Origin of the sequence: Jannaschia sp. 2305UL9-9 (assembly GCF_041403465.1) — a bacterium.
In the GTDB taxonomy this organism is placed as follows: Bacteria; Pseudomonadota; Alphaproteobacteria; order Rhodobacterales; family Rhodobacteraceae; genus Jannaschia.
This window is the reverse complement of sequence record NZ_JBGEHM010000002.1, coordinates 241,411-257,800: the sequence shown is the minus strand read 5'-3', so window position 1 is coordinate 257,800 and position 16,390 is coordinate 241,411. Positions and strand designations below refer to the sequence as shown.

The following is a 16,390-nucleotide window of genomic DNA, read 5'->3' as shown; positions in this document are numbered from 1 at the left end:
CGTCAGACCGCGGCTGCTGCCTCGTTGATGAGGCTTTGGGCTTCGGTCTCGGTGTCCTTGATCTCGGTGCTGGTGGCAGCCTCCGAGAAATCAGCGCCTGCGCCATAGATGTCGCGGGCGGCGCCGGTGGTCAGTTGCTCGGGCGTGCCGTCGAACACGACGCGGCCGTGACGCATGCCGATCACGCGGTCGCAGTAGCGCCGCGCGGTATCGAGGGTATGGAGGTTGCAGATCACAGTGCGGCCGTCCTCGTCGTGGATGGCGCGCAGGGATTGCATCACGACCTGTGCGTTCATCGGGTCCAGCGAGGCAATCGGTTCATCCGCAAGGATCATCTTGGGGTCCTGCATCAGCGCCCGGGCAATCGCCACGCGCTGCTGCTGTCCGCCGGACAGGGCCTCGGCCCGTTTGGAGGCATGCTGTTCGATGCCGAGGCGCGCAAGAATGTCGATGGCGCGGTGCACATCCTCCTGCGGCCAGAGGGCGAAGAGGGCACGGGCCGTCGAGCGGCGGTTGAGCGTTCCGTGCAGGACGTTCGACACCACGTCCATGCGGGGCACGAGGTTGAACTGCTGGAAGATCATGGCGCAATCGGCCTGCCATGCCCGCGCGGCACCACCGGTCAGGGTGGTGACGTCCCGGCCCTCGAACGCGATGGACCCTTCGGTCGGTCGCTCCAGCAGGTTCATCATGCGCAGCAGGGTCGACTTACCCGCGCCAGAGGCCCCGATCACGCCGATCATGCAAGGTTTCGACACCTCGACGGACACGTTATCGACCGCTGTTGCGGAACCGAACCGCTTGGTAACTGCGTTGATCGTCAGCATCATTCCCCCGCCAATCTGGACCGGCCTCCGCGGCACTAGGGGTGTGGTGTCTCTGTTTTGTGACGTACTCGTAACGGTTTCTTAACGGCCTCTTTTCCTGGTCGGCAGCCTGCCGTCAAAGCGCAGGAACCGGGCGTCGTGGGGGGGAAACGGGCACTTTGGCATGACCCCGTCGGGTATCAGGCCTGAAACCTGCGGTGCACCATGGCCTCGAAGGCATCGGACGTCGCCTGGTCATGAGGCTGCTTGTACGGAAAGTTCCGGGCATGATCGAAGCTATGCCGCATGGAGGCATTGAGTTCGTAGATGAAGAGGCCGCCATCGGTATCCACCGTGAAATCCATCCCGAAGAAGTCCAGCGGGGTCCGGGCGAACACGTCCTCGACCGCGGCGGCCGCCTTCGATCCGATGTAGCCGCGCCAATCCCTCAGGAAATGCTGTTCCTGCTCCATCAACTCTGCCGAGGCTTTCATCACCGTCCGTCGATTGCCGCCATGGACGTTCCAGACATGGTCGAAATGGCAGACGACGGGATAGGCGGCGCCGTCGATGCAGAACAGGCGCATCTTGCGAAAGAACGTATCCCGCCAGAGAAGCTGCTTGTACTGGATCGCATAGAACTCACCCCGTGGTTCGTCCGCGCAGAAGGTGACGAGGTCTTCGGGGGCATCGATCCGCACGGTGCTGCGTCCCGTCTGCGTTCCGGTCCTGCGCAGGATGACCGGCAGCCGGAAATCAAGCGCGCGCAGTTGCCGGTCGAGGTCCTTGGGTGTCGGCGCGTCGAGAACCACACGTATCGTTCCGGGAAAATGCACGTTCGGAAGGTCGAGCAACCGATTGTAGTTTCCGTCCCGCGTCGTCTCCATCACGGCGTCCGGCGCGTTGATCACCCGCGTTTGCGGGTGCGCCGAGAGGTGCGATGCAAGGCTGCTGAGGGACCCCAGTTCCATGTCCGCGTCCGATATCGCATTCAGCATCACCCGGTGGGGTGGCAGTTTTCCTGCATCGAGATCGACGCAGGGCACCACGGTGACACGCTGCCGTGCCGGGGCTGTCGTCGAGAAGAAGATAGCGCAGGGTGAAATGTCCGCCACGCAGCTTGGGTTTGTAGGTGCCATCCGTGCGCCGACCGATCGTGGGCTTGGTCTTGTCGAGGCCACGCACCACAAGCAGGCGCGGGCTGTCCGGGTCAAGGCCTTCCGGCGCAGGGCCGATGGGGTTTTCCGCATAGAAACCCTGCATATGTCGCCGGGCGCCCCGACTGTCCTTCAGCTTGGTCAGGCAACCCGCGTAGGCCAGATGAACGGAACTGCGCTGCGGGCCCTGCGCGATCAGCGTCGCTTAGGCCGCGCGGGCCTTGTCGAATTGCCCCGCGCGCATGGCCGCCTGAGCGGTCTGTTCGATCCGGGTCTTGTTTCTGAGCATCTGCGCCTGTGCCTGTCGTCTGCTTCGTGGGTCGGCTCGGGGCCGTGAATCGGCGCATTCCCGCGGAAACTTGTCCTCGGATTGCAGCTCTCTGCCGGAGTTTAGAGACCGGAGTGGGAATGGGAATGATGGATGCGGGGCGTGACGCGGTTGGTTGCGGCATGTGGCGGGCGTGCCAGCAACCCGTGGTCCCCCGCGCATCACCTCACGGGTGATGAAGGCCTGACGTGGAGCAAAGCCATGGTCCTGACCTGGCATCGCGGGGTGCGGGGGTATTCAGTGGCTCAGGGCCACGGCTGGTTGCGACGACGGGACCGTCAAGCTGAACGTGGTTTCACCATGCGCGCATGCGAAGTCGATCCGGCCGCCATGTGCGATGACGATCGACGACGCAATGTAGAGGCCAAGGCCCAGACCGTCCCCTGCTGCGTGTTCGCCACGCCTGAACGGGCGGAACAACGTGTCACGCAATGCATCGGGCACTTCGGGGCCTGTGTTCGTCACGGTAATCTCGACGGTCCCGGCATCCGCATGGCCCCGCACGTGGATGGGCGTGGCAGGTGTCGCGTGGCGGACGGCATTCGACAGAAGGTTCGAGACCGCCTGTGCGATGCGTGCGGAATCAAGGCTCACCGGATGATCGATCCGCAGGTCGAGGGTGATTTCCCGGTCGCCGGAGGCGGCTCGGACTTCCTCGACGATCTGGGTCATGGCCTCGGTCAGGGGCGCATCGCTTTCGGCGGCAATACGAATGCCACCGGCCAGCCGGGCCTTGGCATGCAGCATTATGTTGTCGATCAGGTCGTTCATCCGGTGCAGCGAGGACTGCATCATCGGCAGAAGGCGTTGCGCCTTGTCGGTCAGGGGTTCCTTGCGCAGCATCCGGAGACCGGCGCCAAGCGCCGCGACCGGGTTGCGAAGGTCGTGTCCGAGAACAGCGACGAATTCCTCCTGGATACGGCTCATTTCGCGTTCATGGGCGACCATGTCCTCGCTCGCCTCCAGACGTTCCTCGGTTTCGAGGCTTTGACCGATCATGTCGGCGAACATTTCCAGCATCGCGACCGCACGTGGGTGCTTCACGTCCCGCGGCTCGGTATCGATGGCGCACAGGGTGCCGAAGAATGTCCCGTCGCTGCGGTGGATGGGAATCGAGGCATAGCTCACGATTCCGAACTTGGCCGCGATCGGATGGCCGGCGTACACCTCATCGGTTGCCGTATCGTTGAAGATGACCATCTCGGACGTATCGCGAACTGTCTGGCAGAAGGTCGATCCGATCTCGATCTCATCGCCCGAGCGCAGGCCGAAATTGACTTCGTCCACGGTGCGGCATGCGACCCAACGGTCGGCGGTGACGCGGGCCACCGCAGCAAATCGCATGTTCGTCGCCAGCATGACGGTTTCGAGGACGGTGCCGATCAAGGCGCTGTCCGCCAGCAGCTCGATATCCGCCTGGAAGGTATGCGTTCCCGCAAGGAAGGCTGCGTGGTCCTGGATGACCGCCTGCCGCGATGCCGTTTCGGTCATTTTCTGCCTCCTTGCGGCCGCCGTCCGTGCGCACGGTCGCATCCTGCTTTCATCGCGATACAATCAGTCTCGATCCGGACGCAATGTTTGCGTCGCAAGCGGGTCCCCTGACCATGTGGAGCCTTCCCGCCCCGGGCGGGGCCATTCCGTTGCTCGACGGGTCGGCCATTATCGTCGCGCGCACCACGCTACGGTCCGCCCGCAGGCCCGCAATGCCATCGTGACAGACCCGGGTGTGCCTGTACAATACAAACTGCCATCTCGAAGGATAGAATGGTGAGCCCGCAGGGGTTCGAACCCTGGACCTACTGATTAAAAGTCAGTTGCTCTACCAACTGAGCTACAGGCTCTCCGTGGGCGCACCTACCTTTGCCGAATGGTGCCGTCAAGCGGGGGTCTTTCAAAAATGTCATCGCGGGCGTATCTGGCCGGTCATGACAGGAATACAAACAGATCGTCTGCCGTTCATGAAGATGCACGGGTTGGGCAATGACTTCGTCGTCGTGGACGAGCGCGGGATCGGCCAATGCGTGGATGCGGACCTCGCGCGGCGTGTCGGCGACCGGCATCGGGGCGTGGGTTTCGACCAGCTGGCGGTCATCCGGGAGGGCAGCGATGCGGATCTCGAACTGCTGTTCTGGAACTCGGACGGGTCCACGGCGGGGGCCTGTGGCAACGCCACCCGGTGCATTGCCGCATGGGAAATGGCGCGCCGGGGGACCGATACCCTGACGTTGCGGACGGAGCGGGGGATTCTGCACGCCCGCGACGCCGGTGACGGGCTGACCTCCGTCAACATGGGGGCGCCGATCCTCGATTGGGCCGCGATCCCGCTGGCCTCCGATGTCTGCACCCTGCACCTGCCGGTCGAGGGCGATCCGGTTGCCACCGGAATGGGGAATCCCCATTGCTCGTTCTTCGTCGCGGATGCCGAAGCCGTCGATCTGTCCACCTTCGGTCCGGCACATGAACACCATCCGCTGTTTCCCGAACGCACGAACGTGCAGGTCGCGCATCTGGTGGCGCCTGATCATCTGCGGATGCGGGTCTGGGAACGGGGGGCCGGGCTGACGCTTGCGTCGGGGTCTTCCTCCTGTGCGGTGGCTGTCGCGGCGGCACGCCGGGGGATCACGGGCCGGTCCGTGCGCATCGATCTGGATGGTGGAACGATTCACGTGGAATGGCGCGACGATGGTGTCTGGATGACCGGACCGACCGCGCATGTGTTCGACGGGGTGCTGCTGTGAAGGCCCCGATCCTGTCCAACCACGGCTGCCGCCTGAATGCCTACGAGGCCGAGGCGATGCGTGACCTCGCGACGCAGGCGGGTCTTGACGATACGATCATCGTGAACACCTGCGCGGTAACAGCCGAGGCGGTCCGCAAGGGCCGACAGGATATTCGCAGGCTGCGCCGCGCCCACCCCGATGCGCGTATCGTGGTGACGGGATGCGCGGCACAGACCGACCCCGACAGTTTCGCCGCGATGCCGGAGGTGACGAACGTCATCGGCAACACCGAAAAGATGCAGGCGGCCACATGGGCAGGCCTGTCGACAGGTGGGTCCGAACCGGTGCAGGTCGACGACATCATGTCCGTCACTGAAACGGCGGGGCACCTGATCGACGGCTTCGGCACGCGCAGCCGCGCCTATGTGCAGGTCCAGAACGGGTGCGACCACCGCTGCACCTTCTGCATCATTCCCTATGGGCGGGGAAATTCGCGGTCGGTGCCTGCGGGCGTGGTGGTCGATCAGATCAATCGCCTCGTGGGGCGCGGCTTCAACGAGATCGTATTGACCGGTGTGGACCTGACCTCCTGGGGGGGCGATTTGCCGGGGCAGCCGCCCTTGGGCGATCTGGTTGCCCGCATCCTGCGCCTGACCGACGTGCCCCGCCTGCGGATCAGCAGCATCGACAGCATCGAGGTTGACGAGGCGCTGATGCGCTGCATCGCCGAGGAGCCGCGTCTGATGCCGCACCTGCACCTGTCGCTGCAACATGGGGCGGATCTGATCCTGAAGCGGATGAAACGGCGGCACCTGCGGGGCGATGCGATCGCTTTCGCGCAGCAGGCACGCGCCCTGCGCCCCGACATGACCTTCGGCGCCGACATCATCGCGGGGTTCCCCACCGAGACGGAGGCGCATTTCGAAGACAGTCTGCGCCTCATCGCGGAATGCGACCTGACGTGGCTGCATGTCTTTCCCTATTCGGCACGTGCGGGCACCCCGGCGGCCAAGATGCCTGCCGTCGACGGATCGACGATCAAGGTGCGGGCTGCGCGCTTGCGGCAGGCGGGTGCCGAGGCGGTCGATCGGCATCTGCGGGCACAGGTCGGACACATGCATGACGTCTTGATGGAAAACCCGCGCATGGGCCGGACGGCACAGTTTGCCGAAGTGCACTTCGACACCGACCAGACCGAGGGCGCGATCGTGCCTGCCCGGATCACTTCAGTCGCAGGAACGCACCTTCGGGCCGAGGCCGCGTAACGGTGATCAGGCCCGCGGTCGCGATCAGCAGGATGCCGATCGCCCCCCACGGCCCCGGCAGATGCGCAAACAGCGCGAAATCGAGGATCACGGCAAAGACCAGCCCGGCATAGTCGAAGGGGGCCAGCACGAGGACGGCGGCGCGGGCGGATGCTTCGGTCGCGGTGATATGCGTCGCGGCGCCAAGGGCACCCGCCCCCCCCAGCCAGGCCCAGAGGGGGGGCGTCATGGGCGTCCACCCCGTGAAGGCCACGGCAAGCGCCCCCATGCAGGCCGCGACCACGGCAAAGGACAGTGCGATGGAAATGACGGTTTCCGTCGCGGTCATCGCCCGGATGTGCACCCGCACCCATGCCATGATCCCCGCCGAGACCAATCCGGCCAGCATACCGGAAATTTCGGACCAGCCCCAGTCGGGGCGCGCCACAGATGTATAGAGCATGGCCAGCATTCCCGCGAACCCCAGGGCCACGGAGAAGACCGCGCGCACCGACAGGCGTTCCCCCAGCAGGATGACCGCCATCGGGACCGACAGGACCGGCGCCAGGTAGGAGATGGTCTGGGCATGGGCGACCGGCAGTTGGCCAAGGGCGTAGAAGTTCAGGACCATCGTCGAGCCGCCCGCCAAGCCGCGCATCAGGTGAGAGCGTGGCGCCCGTGGCAACCAGTCGCGCGGCGGGGCGGTGAACGAGGCCCAGACGAGCAGGATCGGAATCGAAAGCGCCGCGCGCATCATCACGATCTGTCCGGTGCCTGCGTGGGCTGCGGCCCCATGGACGCAGATGGCGAGGCCGGTGGCGAAAAGGGCCGCGAAAAGGCGCAGGACGATGGCGGACGTCGGGCGGTCGGGACGGGCGGGGTCTGCGGTTTCGGACATGGCGGGACCTTGCGCCCGCAAATGGCCGGGGACAAGAATGGCACCCTGTTCATTTCCGCGAAGCCGCCGTTGCAACGTATCCGATCCGGCGCAGGCGTGACTTCACGCAGCCGTGATCACGCAGGCGAAACTATCTTCCGATCTCGTCGTGGATGTTTGGGACCGACCGAAGATGTCGGACCAAACAATCGGAGAGACGTGATGACCAACCTGCGCAGCCTGCTGATGACGACGACCCTGACCGCGGCGCTTGCCCTGCCGGGGCTGGCCCTTGCCGATGCCCATGCGACCCCCAACCCCGAAGTGGGCGGCGCCGCGATGATGACCGACATGGATATCATCCAGAATGCCATGAATTCCCCGATCCACACGACGCTTGTGGCCGCCGTTCAGGCCGCCGACCTTGTCGAGACCTTGCAGGGCGAGGGGCCGTTCACCGTGTTCGCGCCGACGGACGATGCCTTCGCCGCCCTGCCCGCCGGCACGGTCGAGACCCTGTTGATGCCCGAGAACAAGGCACAGTTGCAGAAGGTGCTGACCTGCCACGTGGTCGCGGCAAATGCGCTGTCGGATGCGATCCAGGGCATGATTGCGGATGACGACGGTCGCCATCCGGTGCCGACGGTGGGGGGGTGCACGTTGCAGGCCTACATGGATGGCGACATGATCAAGCTGGAGGATGAAACCGGCCGCGTTGCGACCGTGACCGTCGCCGACGTCGTGCAGTCGAACGGCGTCATCCACGTCATCGATACCGTGCTTCTGCCCGCCGCCGAGACCGAGCAGGCCGCCGCACCCGCAGCCACAAGCGAGAATTCGACGGTCGGCGGGGCCGTGATGTACATGGATCGCGATATCGTCTCGAACGCAGTGAACTCGCCCATCCACACGACACTGGTCGCCGCCGTTCAGGCCGCCGATCTGGTCGAGACGTTGCAGGGCGAGGGGCCGTTCACCGTGTTCGCACCCACGGACGAAGCCTTTGCCGCGCTGCCGGAAGGGACGGTCGAGACGTTGCTGATGCCGGAGAACAAGGCGACCCTGCAAAAGGTGCTGACGGCCCATGTCGTGCCGGGCCGACTGCGGGCCGAGGATCTGACCCGTGGGTTGCAGGGGGATGAGTTCAATCACCTGCAGACCGTTTCGGGTGACGCGCTGTCGGTTCAGATGACCCCGTCCGGTCGGGTCTTCGTCTACGACGAATCCGGGAATGCCTGGCAGGTGACGACCGCGGACGTGATGCAGTCGAACGGCGTCATCCACGTGACGGAAGGTGTGCTGCTCCCGCGGTGATATCCGGTCATCCGTGGCAGGCCGCCCTCGTATGGTCTGCCACGATGAGCGTCGCCGTCCCGGGCCCCCGCCCGGGACGGCGATTGCGTTCGTGCGAAACCGGGGTCAATGTCGCGCGAAAACAGCCGCTACATACCCGGAGACTCGGATGCAATTGCTCAGCTCGCCCGCCTCGCCCTTTGCCAGGACCTGTCAGGTCATGGCGCTGGAACTGGGTTTGACCGACATGCAGGTGGTTGGCGTCTCGGCCAGTCCGATGGGGGGCGACGACGCGATCAATTCGGCCAACCCCTCGGGCAAGATCCCGGCCCTGATCCGGGATGATGGCCCGGCGATCTATGACAGCCGCGTCATCAACCGCTATCTCGACGCGCAGGTCGATGGCGGGCTCTATCCTGATGGTCGGTTGTGGGATGTTCTGGCGCTGGAGGCGAACGCGAACGCCATCATGGAAGCCGCCGTGGGTATCGTCTACGAGCGTCGGCTGCGTCCGCCCGAGTATCATTATGAACCGTGGATGGAGGCCCAGTGGGTCAAGGTGACCCGGTCGCTGGACATGCTGGAGGCCCGGTCGATGCCCTTGCTGGCGGGACCCGTCACGGCGGCGCAGATCGCCGTCGGCTGTGCGCTGGGTTACCTTGATTTCCGTCACGCGGACCGCGATTGGCGTCCCGGTCGCGCGGCACTTGCCGCCTGGGCCGAGACGTTCCTTGCGCGCCCCTCGATGGTCGCCACGGCCCCACCGGCCGCATGACCACGCGGATCGAACGGGTCACGGACCTGACGGCGTCTCTGGCAATCCGTGCGGCGGTCTTCATCGAGGAACAGGGCGTGCCCCCTGGCGAGGAAGTCGACGGGGATGATCCGATTTGCCAGCACTGGCTGATGACGGATGCCATTGGGCCGGTCGCAACCCTGCGGGTTCGGCCGAAAGGGGCATTGGCCAAGATCCAGCGGGTTGCCGTCATGCGCCGCGCGCGGGGGACCGGCCTCGGGGCGGCGTTGATGCGCCACGTGATGGACGATTTGCGCGCGCAGGGGGTCGAGGGGGTCATCCTCGGGGCACAGACGCAGGTGATCGGCTTTTACGAGAAACTGGGATTCGAAGCGTTCGGGCCGGTGTATGACGATGCGGGAATTCCGCACCGGGATATGCGCGCCGGCCTCTAGGGCAGGGACGAGGGGGCCTGCCCCCTCGTGCTCCCCCGTTCAAGGGGGCCGCTGGCCCCCTTGAAGATCCCCCGGGGTATCTGTGGTCAGGGGAAGGCGCGGCCGATGGCGAATCGGTGGCCCGGGGATATGGGTGCCGCGCCCGGAAGGGGATTGCGATCGAACGGGGCTGCCCTGGCCACCGGGGTTCGCCCAGCCGCGCCGGACAGCGGGCGCAGCGCCGTCGTTGGCGTTGTCTTTTCGGCACCTGTGCAGTCATTCCCGGACGCCTGCGGTGGAATGTCCGCTGGCACTTTGCATCGTCTATGCGATAAGACGCGCCAGATATGGTTTGTCCCAAGGGGGCGGACCGTTCGGATTCAAGGACGGGGCACCTGCGCCCCACCGATACGGGAGATGCCTATCGTGTCACACGCAGACGATCATTCGGGCACGCGCCGCGACTTTCTCTACTACGCCACCGCTGGCGCAGGGGTGGTCGTGACGGGTGCCGCGGTCTGGCCTCTGGTCAATCAGATGAACCCCTCGGCGGATGTGCAGGCCCTGGCCTCCATCGATGTGGACGTGTCCGGTGTCGAGCCGGGAACGCAGATCACCGCCCTGTGGCTCGGCAAGCCGGTGTTCATCCGTCGCCGCACGCCCGAGGAGATCGAGGCCGGTCGTGCCGTCGACGTGCCCGATCTGCCCGACCCGTTGGCCGCAAACGCCAATATCGACAGCGCGGCGCCCGCGACCGACGAGAACCGCGCCCTGTCCGAAGATGGCGAGTGGCTGGTCATGATGGGGGTCTGCACGCACCTTGGTTGCGTTCCGCTGGGCGATGGCGCCGGTGATTTCGGCGGCTGGTTCTGCCCCTGCCACGGATCGCATTACGACACTGCCGGACGGATTCGCCGCGGCCCGGCGCCGACGAACCTGCCCGTCCCACCTGCCGTGTTCGACGGCTCAACAATCACGCTCGGCTGAGGAGAGAAGACCATGTCTGGCATTCCCCACGACCATTACGAGCCCGGTTCCAAAGGTGAGAAGTGGGTCGAGAGCCGCCTTCCCATCATTGGCCTGCTCTACAACACCTTGATGATTCCCACCCCCAAGAACCTCAACTGGATGTGGATCTGGGGTATCGTTCTGACGTTCACGCTGGTCCTGCAGATCGTGACCGGTATCGTTCTGGTCATGCACTACACGCCGCACGCCGACATGGCCTTTGCGTCGGTCGAGCATATCATGCGCAACGTGAACGGTGGCTGGGCCCTGCGTTACATCCACGCCAACGGCGCATCGCTGTTCTTCGTGGCCGTTTATGCGCATATCTTCCGGAACCTGTATTACGGCTCCTACAAGGCGCCGCGTGAAATCACGTGGATCCTCGGCATCATCATCTACCTGCTGATGATGGGCACCGCCTTCATGGGCTACGTGCTGCCGTGGGGCCAGATGTCCTTCTGGGGTGCGACCGTGATCACCGGCCTGTTCGGCGCCATTCCCTTCGTGGGTGAGCCGCTGCAGGCATGGTTGCTGGGCGGACCGGCGGTCGGCAACGCGACGCTGAACCGCTTCTTCTCGCTGCACTACCTGATGCCGTTCCTCATCCTCGGCCTGTCGATCGTCAAGATCTGGTCCTTCCACTCGACCGGGAACAACAACCCGACCGGCGTCGAGGTCCGCCGCACGTCCAAGGCAGAAGCCAAGGCCGACACCCTGCCGTTCTGGCCCTACTTCGTGATCAAGGACCTCTACGCGCTGGCCGTGATCATGCTGGTGTTCTTCGCGATCGTCGGCTTCATGCCGAACTACCTCGGCCACGCCGATAACTACATCGAGGCGAACCCGCTGGTGACGCCCGCGCACATCGTGCCCGAATGGTACTTCCTGCCGTTCTACGCGATCCTGCGTGCCTTCACCTCGGACGTCTGGGTCGTGATCATCGCGGAATGGATCACCGGCGGTATCGTCGATGCGAAGTTCTTCGGCGTGCTCGCGATGTTCGGTGCGATCGCCGTCATGGCCTTTGCCCCGTGGCTCGACACGTCGTCGGTGCGGTCGGGTCGGTATCGTCCGATGTTCAAGTGGTGGTTTGGCCTGCTGGTCCTCGACTTCTTCGTCCTGATGTGGCTCGGGTCTATGCCCGCAGAGGAGCCCTGGGCCTCCCTGTCGCTGATCGCATCGGCCTACTGGTTCGCCTATTTCCTGGTGATCCTGCCGCTTCTGGGCGTTATCGAAAAGCCGCTGGCCCGTCCCGCAACCATCGAGGCCGATTTTGCCTCCCACTATGATGGTGGCGACGGTGGGTCCGGAGGCAGCAAGGTCGGCACGACCGCCAACGGCACCCACGCGCCGACACCGGCCGAATAAGGAGAGGGATAGATGAAACGCATCCTCACCACGACCCTTGCCGTGCTGGCACTCTCGACTTCGGCAGCCTTCGCTGCCGGGTCGGACGGCCACGTCGTGAACTACGAGTTCCCGTTCGAGGGCCTGACCGGCACCTATGACCAGAACCAGCTCCAGCGTGGTCTCAAGGTCTACACGGAGATCTGCTCGGCCTGTCACGGGTTGAAGTTCGTGCCGTTCCGGACGCTTGCAGACGAAGGCGGTGTCGGCTTCACCGAAGATCAGATGAAGGCCTACACGGCTGGCTTCGAAGTCTTCGACCCGACGATGAATGCCGGCGAAGGCGACTTCCGCACCGCCACGCCGACGGACCACTTCCCGGAAAACAACGGCGTGGGCGCGCCTGACCTGTCCGTGATGGCCAAGGCACGTGCGGGGTTCCACGGGCCCTACAACCTCGGCATCAACCAGTTCCTCAAGGGCGGCGGCGGGCCCGAGTATATCGCGTCCCTTCTGACCGGCTACACCGGCGAGGAAATGGAGCAGGCAGGCACGGTTCTGTATGAGAACACGGCCTTCCCCGGCGGCTGGATTTCCATGGCCCCGGTGCTCTACGGCGACGACGTGACCTTCGATGACGGATCGCCGACCGACATCGAATCGACCGCCAAGGACGTCGCCGCGTTCCTGATGTGGACGGCCGAGCCGAAGCTGGCAGCCCGCAAGCAGATGGGTCTTACCGCCGTGATCATGCTGTTTGTCCTGTCGGTCCTGCTGTACCTGACGAACAAGCGCATCTGGGCGCCGGTCAAGGGCAAGAAGGGCGTTCGCGAAACCGCCTGAGGCATTTCACGTACGCACATCGTGAATGGGGCCGCTCCGCTTATGGAGCGGCCCTTTTCGTTTGTGGGCACGGTGGGGCGGTCGCTGTGATCTGGTGGTGGGGCAGGGGGCGATAGCCCCGGCATCCGCTGATCTGGGCCGCCTAGGGGTTGATGCGTCTTGTGTCAGGGTAGCCGAAGCGCCTTTGCCTGCTGATCAGCCTTCTGCAGGGAGGAGGCGGGGAGACGCCTATTCATGGCACATGGTGTCCTGCGCAGGAACAGAAAGGCCGCGCGTGGCCGGTTCTCATGCCGGTCGCAGCATCGGCTGGAATGACCCGTTCGATCTGCTGCCCGGCTGGAGAGCTGTCATGGATGACGCCTCGGAACCACTGACACGCCCGCTCCAATTTCGAGGCCACGTACCCCGCTCGTGGCCATGGGCCCGTACGGTAGACACGAGAAGGGGGCCCCGCCGGGGCCCCTTTTCCTGTCGCACACCAGATGACTGGTCCGCGCGGGATCAGTCGAGCGTCCGCTCGACCTCTTCGCGCGTGAAGATCTCGATGACATCGCCGTTGCGAATGTCGTCGTAGTTCTCGAACGCCATGCCGCATTCCTGGCCGGACTGCACTTCCTTGACCTCGTCCTTGAAGCGCTTGAGCGTCTTGAGCGTGCCTTCGTGGATGACCACGTCGTCGCGCAGCAGGCGCACACCGGCCGAGCGTCGTGCGACGCCCTCGGTGACGAGACAACCGGCGACATTGCCGACGCCAGTGACCCGGAACACTTCGCGGATTTCGGCATAACCGATGAAGGTTTCCTTGATCTCGGCGGACAGAAGGCCCGAGGCCGCCTGTTTCACGTCGTCCACAAGGTCGTAGATTACCGAGTAGTAGCGGATCTCCACACCTTTCTGGTTCGCCGCGGCACGCGCAGGCGCGTTGGCCCGGACGTTGAAGCCGATGACCGGCGCGCCGGAGGCTTCGGCAAGGGTGATGTCGCTTTCGGTGATGGCACCGACGCCCGAGTGCAGGATGCGCACGCGCACCTCCTCGTTGCCGATCTTTTCCATCGCCTGAACGATCGCCTCGGCAGACCCCTGCACGTCGGCTTTGACCAGCAGCGGCAGTTCGGAGACATTCTTGTCGCTCTGCGCCTTGGCCAGAAGCTGATCCAGCGTCGTGGCGGCACCGGCAGCGGCGCGTTTGTCCTTGGCCGCCTTCTCGCGGTATTCCGCGATTTCGCGGGCCTGTGCCTCGGTCGAGACGACGTTCAGAACGTCGCCCGCACCCGGTGTGCCGTTGAGGCCAAGAACCTCGACCGGCACGGACGGGCCGGCTTCGTTCACGCGCTCGCCCTGATCGTTGACCAGTGCACGGACCTTGCCCCACTGCTCGCCTACGACGAAGATGTCGCCACGACGCAGGGTGCCGTTCTGGATCAGAACGGTCGCGACAGGGCCACGGCCAACGTCCAGCTGTGCCTCGATCACGGCGCCTTGGGCGGCGCGGTCGGGGTTGGCCTTCAGTTCCAGGATCTCCGCCTGAAGCGCGATTGCCTCGAGCAGTTTATCCAGACCCTGACCCGTCTTGGCCGAAACCTCGACGTCCTGCACGTCGCCCGACATCGCCTCGACGACGACTTCGTGCTGCAGCAGGTCGGTGCGGACCTTCTGGGCGTTGGCACCCGGCGTGTCGATCTTGTTGATCGCGACGATCATGGGAACACCGGCGGCCTTGGCGTGATTGATCGCCTCGACCGTCTGCGGCATCACCTGGTCGTCCGCCGCGACGACGAGGACCACGATATCCGTGACCTGCGCACCGCGCGACCGCATCGAGGTGAAGGCGGCGTGACCCGGCGTATCGAGGAACGACAGCTTCTTGCCGTCGGTCTCGACCTGATAGGCGCCGATGTGCTGCGTGATGCCGCCCGCCTCGCCGGAGACGACCTTGGTCTTGCGGATCGCATCCAGAAGCGACGTCTTGCCGTGGTCGACGTGACCCATGATCGTGATGACCGGGGCCCGGTCGATCAGATCCTCGGGCTTGTCCTCGACCACGTCGATGACCTGCTCCACGTCCGAATCCGAGACGCGCACGACGGTGTGGCCGAATTCCTCGATGATCAGCTCGGCGGTATCGGCGTCCAGAACCTGGTTCTGGGTCACCATCATCCCGTTCTGCATCAGCGCCTTGACGACGGCTGCGACACGTTCGGACATCCGGTTGGCCAGTTCCGAGACGACGATCGTCTCGGGCAGCTTGACCTCCCGCATGACCTTTTCCTGCTGGACGGTGCCGCCACCGCGCTTCTGTCGCTCCTGCTTGCGACGCATGGACGCGAGCGAGCGATGCCGCCCTTCGCCGCCACCGCGCAGGGCCTGGTTCACGGTCAGCTTGCCGCCGCGACGCTCTCCACCGCCCTTGGGCTTGCCGGAGTCGTCCTCGCGCTTGCGCTTGGCGTCGTTGCCGCCGCCCGGCCGCGCATCGGGGCCAAGGTTGCGGGTCCGCTCTGCGGCGGGCGCTGCGGCTGCTGCCGGAGTCTCGGCCGGCTTGGCCTTCTCTTCGCGGGCTTCGCGTTGACGGCGCTCGTCTTCCTCGGCCTTCTGGCGCAGGAGCTCTTCGCGTTCCTTCTCCTCACGCTCCCGCGTCTCGATCTCTTCGCGACGGCGTGCCCGGGCTTCCTCGCGCTCCCGCTCTTCGGCGGCACGGCGCTCGGCGTCCTCGGCCTCGCGGGCCTTGGCGGCCTGCAATGCCTTCAGACGACGGTCCATCTCCGCGTCCGTGGTGCCGGCTGCCTTGCCGCCCTGTGCGTTGACGGCGGCTGCCGACTGCGCGTTGGGCTTGGGCACCTGCACGCGTTTGCGCTTGGTTTCTACCACGACGCTTTTCGTGCGGCCTCGGGCAAAGCTCTGCTTTACCTGGCCGCTACGCGCGCCACCCGAAAGTCCGAGGGGTTTTTTACCGTCCTGATCGCTCATGCGTTCCCGATATCCTTCTTGGCGGCCGGTTTGCCGCCATCAATCTGTCTGATGCCCTGAAGCCTTGCGGCTTCCTCTACAATACGTTTGGCCAAGGTTCCAGCGGCCACCGCAGCGTGGATCACGCGGTCCCGCCCGAAGGCGAGGCCCAGTTCGTCCGCCGTCAGAAAGCCGATCCACTTGCCGTCCTGCGGTGTCGATAGTTTGCCCTTGCCCCGTTCCGACCCGTCACAGGCCTGGAGAAGAACCCGGGCGTCACCCCGGTCGAGCATGATCTTGACCTTCTCGTAGCCCGCCAGCGCCTTGCCCGACTTGCGGGCCATGGCGATGGCGTCCTGAAGGCGTTTGAGCGTGCCGGCCTCGACCAGTTCTATCAGGTCGTCCGGCACGGTCACCGGTTTCTTGGCGCCCCGGCTGAACATGCGCTTTGCGATGGCCTTTTCCAAGACCCCGCGGTCGGCAGACACGTAAATGCCCCGCCCCGGCAGCTTGCCGGTCGCGTCCGGATAGATCCTGTCATCCGGTCCAACCACAAATCGAAGCAATCCGCCCTTGGGGCCGACCTCTCCGGTTACGATGCAGCGACGATCAGGCTCGTCGCGATGTATATCTCTGCCGCCGCGCGTCAGGGGA

15 protein-coding genes, 1 tRNA gene and 1 pseudogene are annotated in these 16,390 nt (G+C 64.9%); 10 read left to right on the top strand and 7 right to left on the bottom strand.

From position 1 onward, the window contains the following. Nucleotides 1–2 precede the first annotated feature (2 nt). Nucleotides 3–827 (bottom strand): phosphonate ABC transporter ATP-binding protein, encoded by an 825-nt coding sequence (phnC, locus tag V6N07_RS09075; RefSeq protein WP_371155777.1) that lies wholly within the window; start codon nt 825–827, stop codon nt 3–5. 179 nt (nt 828–1,006) lie between these two features. After that, nucleotides 1,007–1,804, bottom strand: a complete 798-nt coding sequence (locus V6N07_RS09070) for a hypothetical protein (RefSeq protein WP_371155776.1) — start codon at nt 1,802–1,804, stop codon at nt 1,007–1,009. Nucleotides 1,805–1,856: 52 nt separating this feature from the next. Here V6N07_RS09070 and V6N07_RS09065 point away from each other — a divergent pair, with 52 nt between their 5' ends. Next, entirely contained in the window at nt 1,857–2,300 is a 444-nt protein-coding gene (locus V6N07_RS09065) for a hypothetical protein (protein ID WP_371155774.1), read from the top strand. Nucleotides 2,301–2,528: 228 nt separating this feature from the next. Here the strand turns inward: V6N07_RS09065 and V6N07_RS09060 are convergent, their stop codons facing one another. Then, on the bottom strand, nt 2,529–3,782 hold the full coding sequence (locus V6N07_RS09060) for an ATP-binding protein (protein WP_371155772.1): 1,254 nt from the start codon (nt 3,780–3,782) through the stop codon (nt 2,529–2,531). A gap of 274 nt (nt 3,783–4,056) precedes the next feature. Continuing rightward, nucleotides 4,057–4,132 (bottom strand) — tRNA-Lys (locus tag V6N07_RS09055). Between the two features lie 84 nt (nt 4,133–4,216). Between V6N07_RS09055 and dapF the strand changes: the two genes are divergently transcribed. Continuing rightward, nucleotides 4,217–5,029 carry a diaminopimelate epimerase gene (gene dapF / locus V6N07_RS09050; RefSeq protein WP_371155771.1) on the top strand — a complete coding sequence of 271 codons (813 nt, stop codon included), beginning with the start codon at nt 4,217–4,219 and terminating at the stop codon, nt 5,027–5,029. Next, the gene (gene mtaB, locus V6N07_RS09045; RefSeq protein ID WP_371155770.1) at nt 5,026–6,276 is read left to right on the top strand and encodes a tRNA (N(6)-L-threonylcarbamoyladenosine(37)-C(2))-methylthiotransferase MtaB; all 1,251 of its coding nucleotides are present in this window, start codon (nt 5,026–5,028) and stop codon (nt 6,274–6,276) included. The genes dapF and mtaB overlap by 4 nt, the downstream gene beginning before the upstream one ends. On the opposite strand, the gene V6N07_RS09040 is transcribed toward mtaB, so the two are convergent. Next, on the bottom strand, nt 6,233–7,153 hold the full coding sequence (locus V6N07_RS09040; protein WP_371155769.1) for a DMT family transporter: 921 nt from the start codon (nt 7,151–7,153) through the stop codon (nt 6,233–6,235). The two genes, mtaB and V6N07_RS09040, sit on opposite strands and share 44 nt — an antisense overlap. A 225-nt stretch (nt 7,154–7,378) precedes the next feature. On the opposite strand from V6N07_RS09040, the pseudogene V6N07_RS09035 reads away from it, so the two are divergent. The 7 genes and pseudogenes from V6N07_RS09035 to V6N07_RS09005 all read left to right on the top strand — a co-directional run. Next, a pseudogene (locus tag V6N07_RS09035) lies at nt 7,379–7,924 on the top strand (fasciclin domain-containing protein); the annotation flags it as partial. Between the two features lie 66 nt (nt 7,925–7,990). Beyond that, nucleotides 7,991–8,446 carry a fasciclin domain-containing protein gene (locus V6N07_RS09030; protein ID WP_371156797.1) on the top strand — a complete coding sequence of 152 codons (456 nt, stop codon included), beginning with the start codon at nt 7,991–7,993 and terminating at the stop codon, nt 8,444–8,446. Between the two features lie 148 nt (nt 8,447–8,594). Continuing rightward, entirely contained in the window at nt 8,595–9,200 is a 606-nt protein-coding gene (locus tag V6N07_RS09025; protein ID WP_371155768.1) for a glutathione S-transferase family protein, read from the top strand. Further along, nucleotides 9,197–9,616 (top strand): GNAT family N-acetyltransferase, encoded by a 420-nt coding sequence (locus tag V6N07_RS09020; RefSeq protein ID WP_371155766.1) that lies wholly within the window; start codon nt 9,197–9,199, stop codon nt 9,614–9,616. The genes V6N07_RS09025 and V6N07_RS09020 overlap by 4 nt, the downstream gene beginning before the upstream one ends. 405 nt (nt 9,617–10,021) lie before the next feature. Beyond that, nucleotides 10,022–10,582 carry a ubiquinol-cytochrome c reductase iron-sulfur subunit gene (gene petA / locus V6N07_RS09015; RefSeq protein ID WP_371155765.1) on the top strand — a complete coding sequence of 187 codons (561 nt, stop codon included), beginning with the start codon at nt 10,022–10,024 and terminating at the stop codon, nt 10,580–10,582. A gap of 12 nt (nt 10,583–10,594) precedes the next feature. Then, complete coding sequence (locus V6N07_RS09010; protein ID WP_371155764.1) at nt 10,595–11,971, top strand: cytochrome bc complex cytochrome b subunit; 1,377 nt, start codon at nt 10,595–10,597, stop codon at nt 11,969–11,971. A gap of 12 nt (nt 11,972–11,983) precedes the next feature. Next, nucleotides 11,984–12,793: a cytochrome c1 gene (locus V6N07_RS09005; RefSeq protein ID WP_371155763.1), complete on the top strand. Its 810-nt coding sequence runs from the start codon at nt 11,984–11,986 to the stop codon at nt 12,791–12,793. A 501-nt stretch (nt 12,794–13,294) separates the two neighbouring features. Here the strand turns inward: V6N07_RS09005 and infB are convergent. Together infB and V6N07_RS08995 are read right to left on the bottom strand one after the other, a co-directional pair. Then, complete coding sequence (gene infB / locus V6N07_RS09000; protein WP_371155762.1) at nt 13,295–15,757, bottom strand: translation initiation factor IF-2; 2,463 nt, start codon at nt 15,755–15,757, stop codon at nt 13,295–13,297. Then, the gene (locus V6N07_RS08995; protein WP_371156796.1) at nt 15,754–16,386 is read right to left on the bottom strand and encodes an RNA-binding protein; all 633 of its coding nucleotides are present in this window, start codon (nt 16,384–16,386) and stop codon (nt 15,754–15,756) included. Before V6N07_RS08995 ends, infB begins: the two co-directional genes overlap by 4 nt. Between the last annotated feature and the right edge of the window lie 4 nt (nt 16,387–16,390).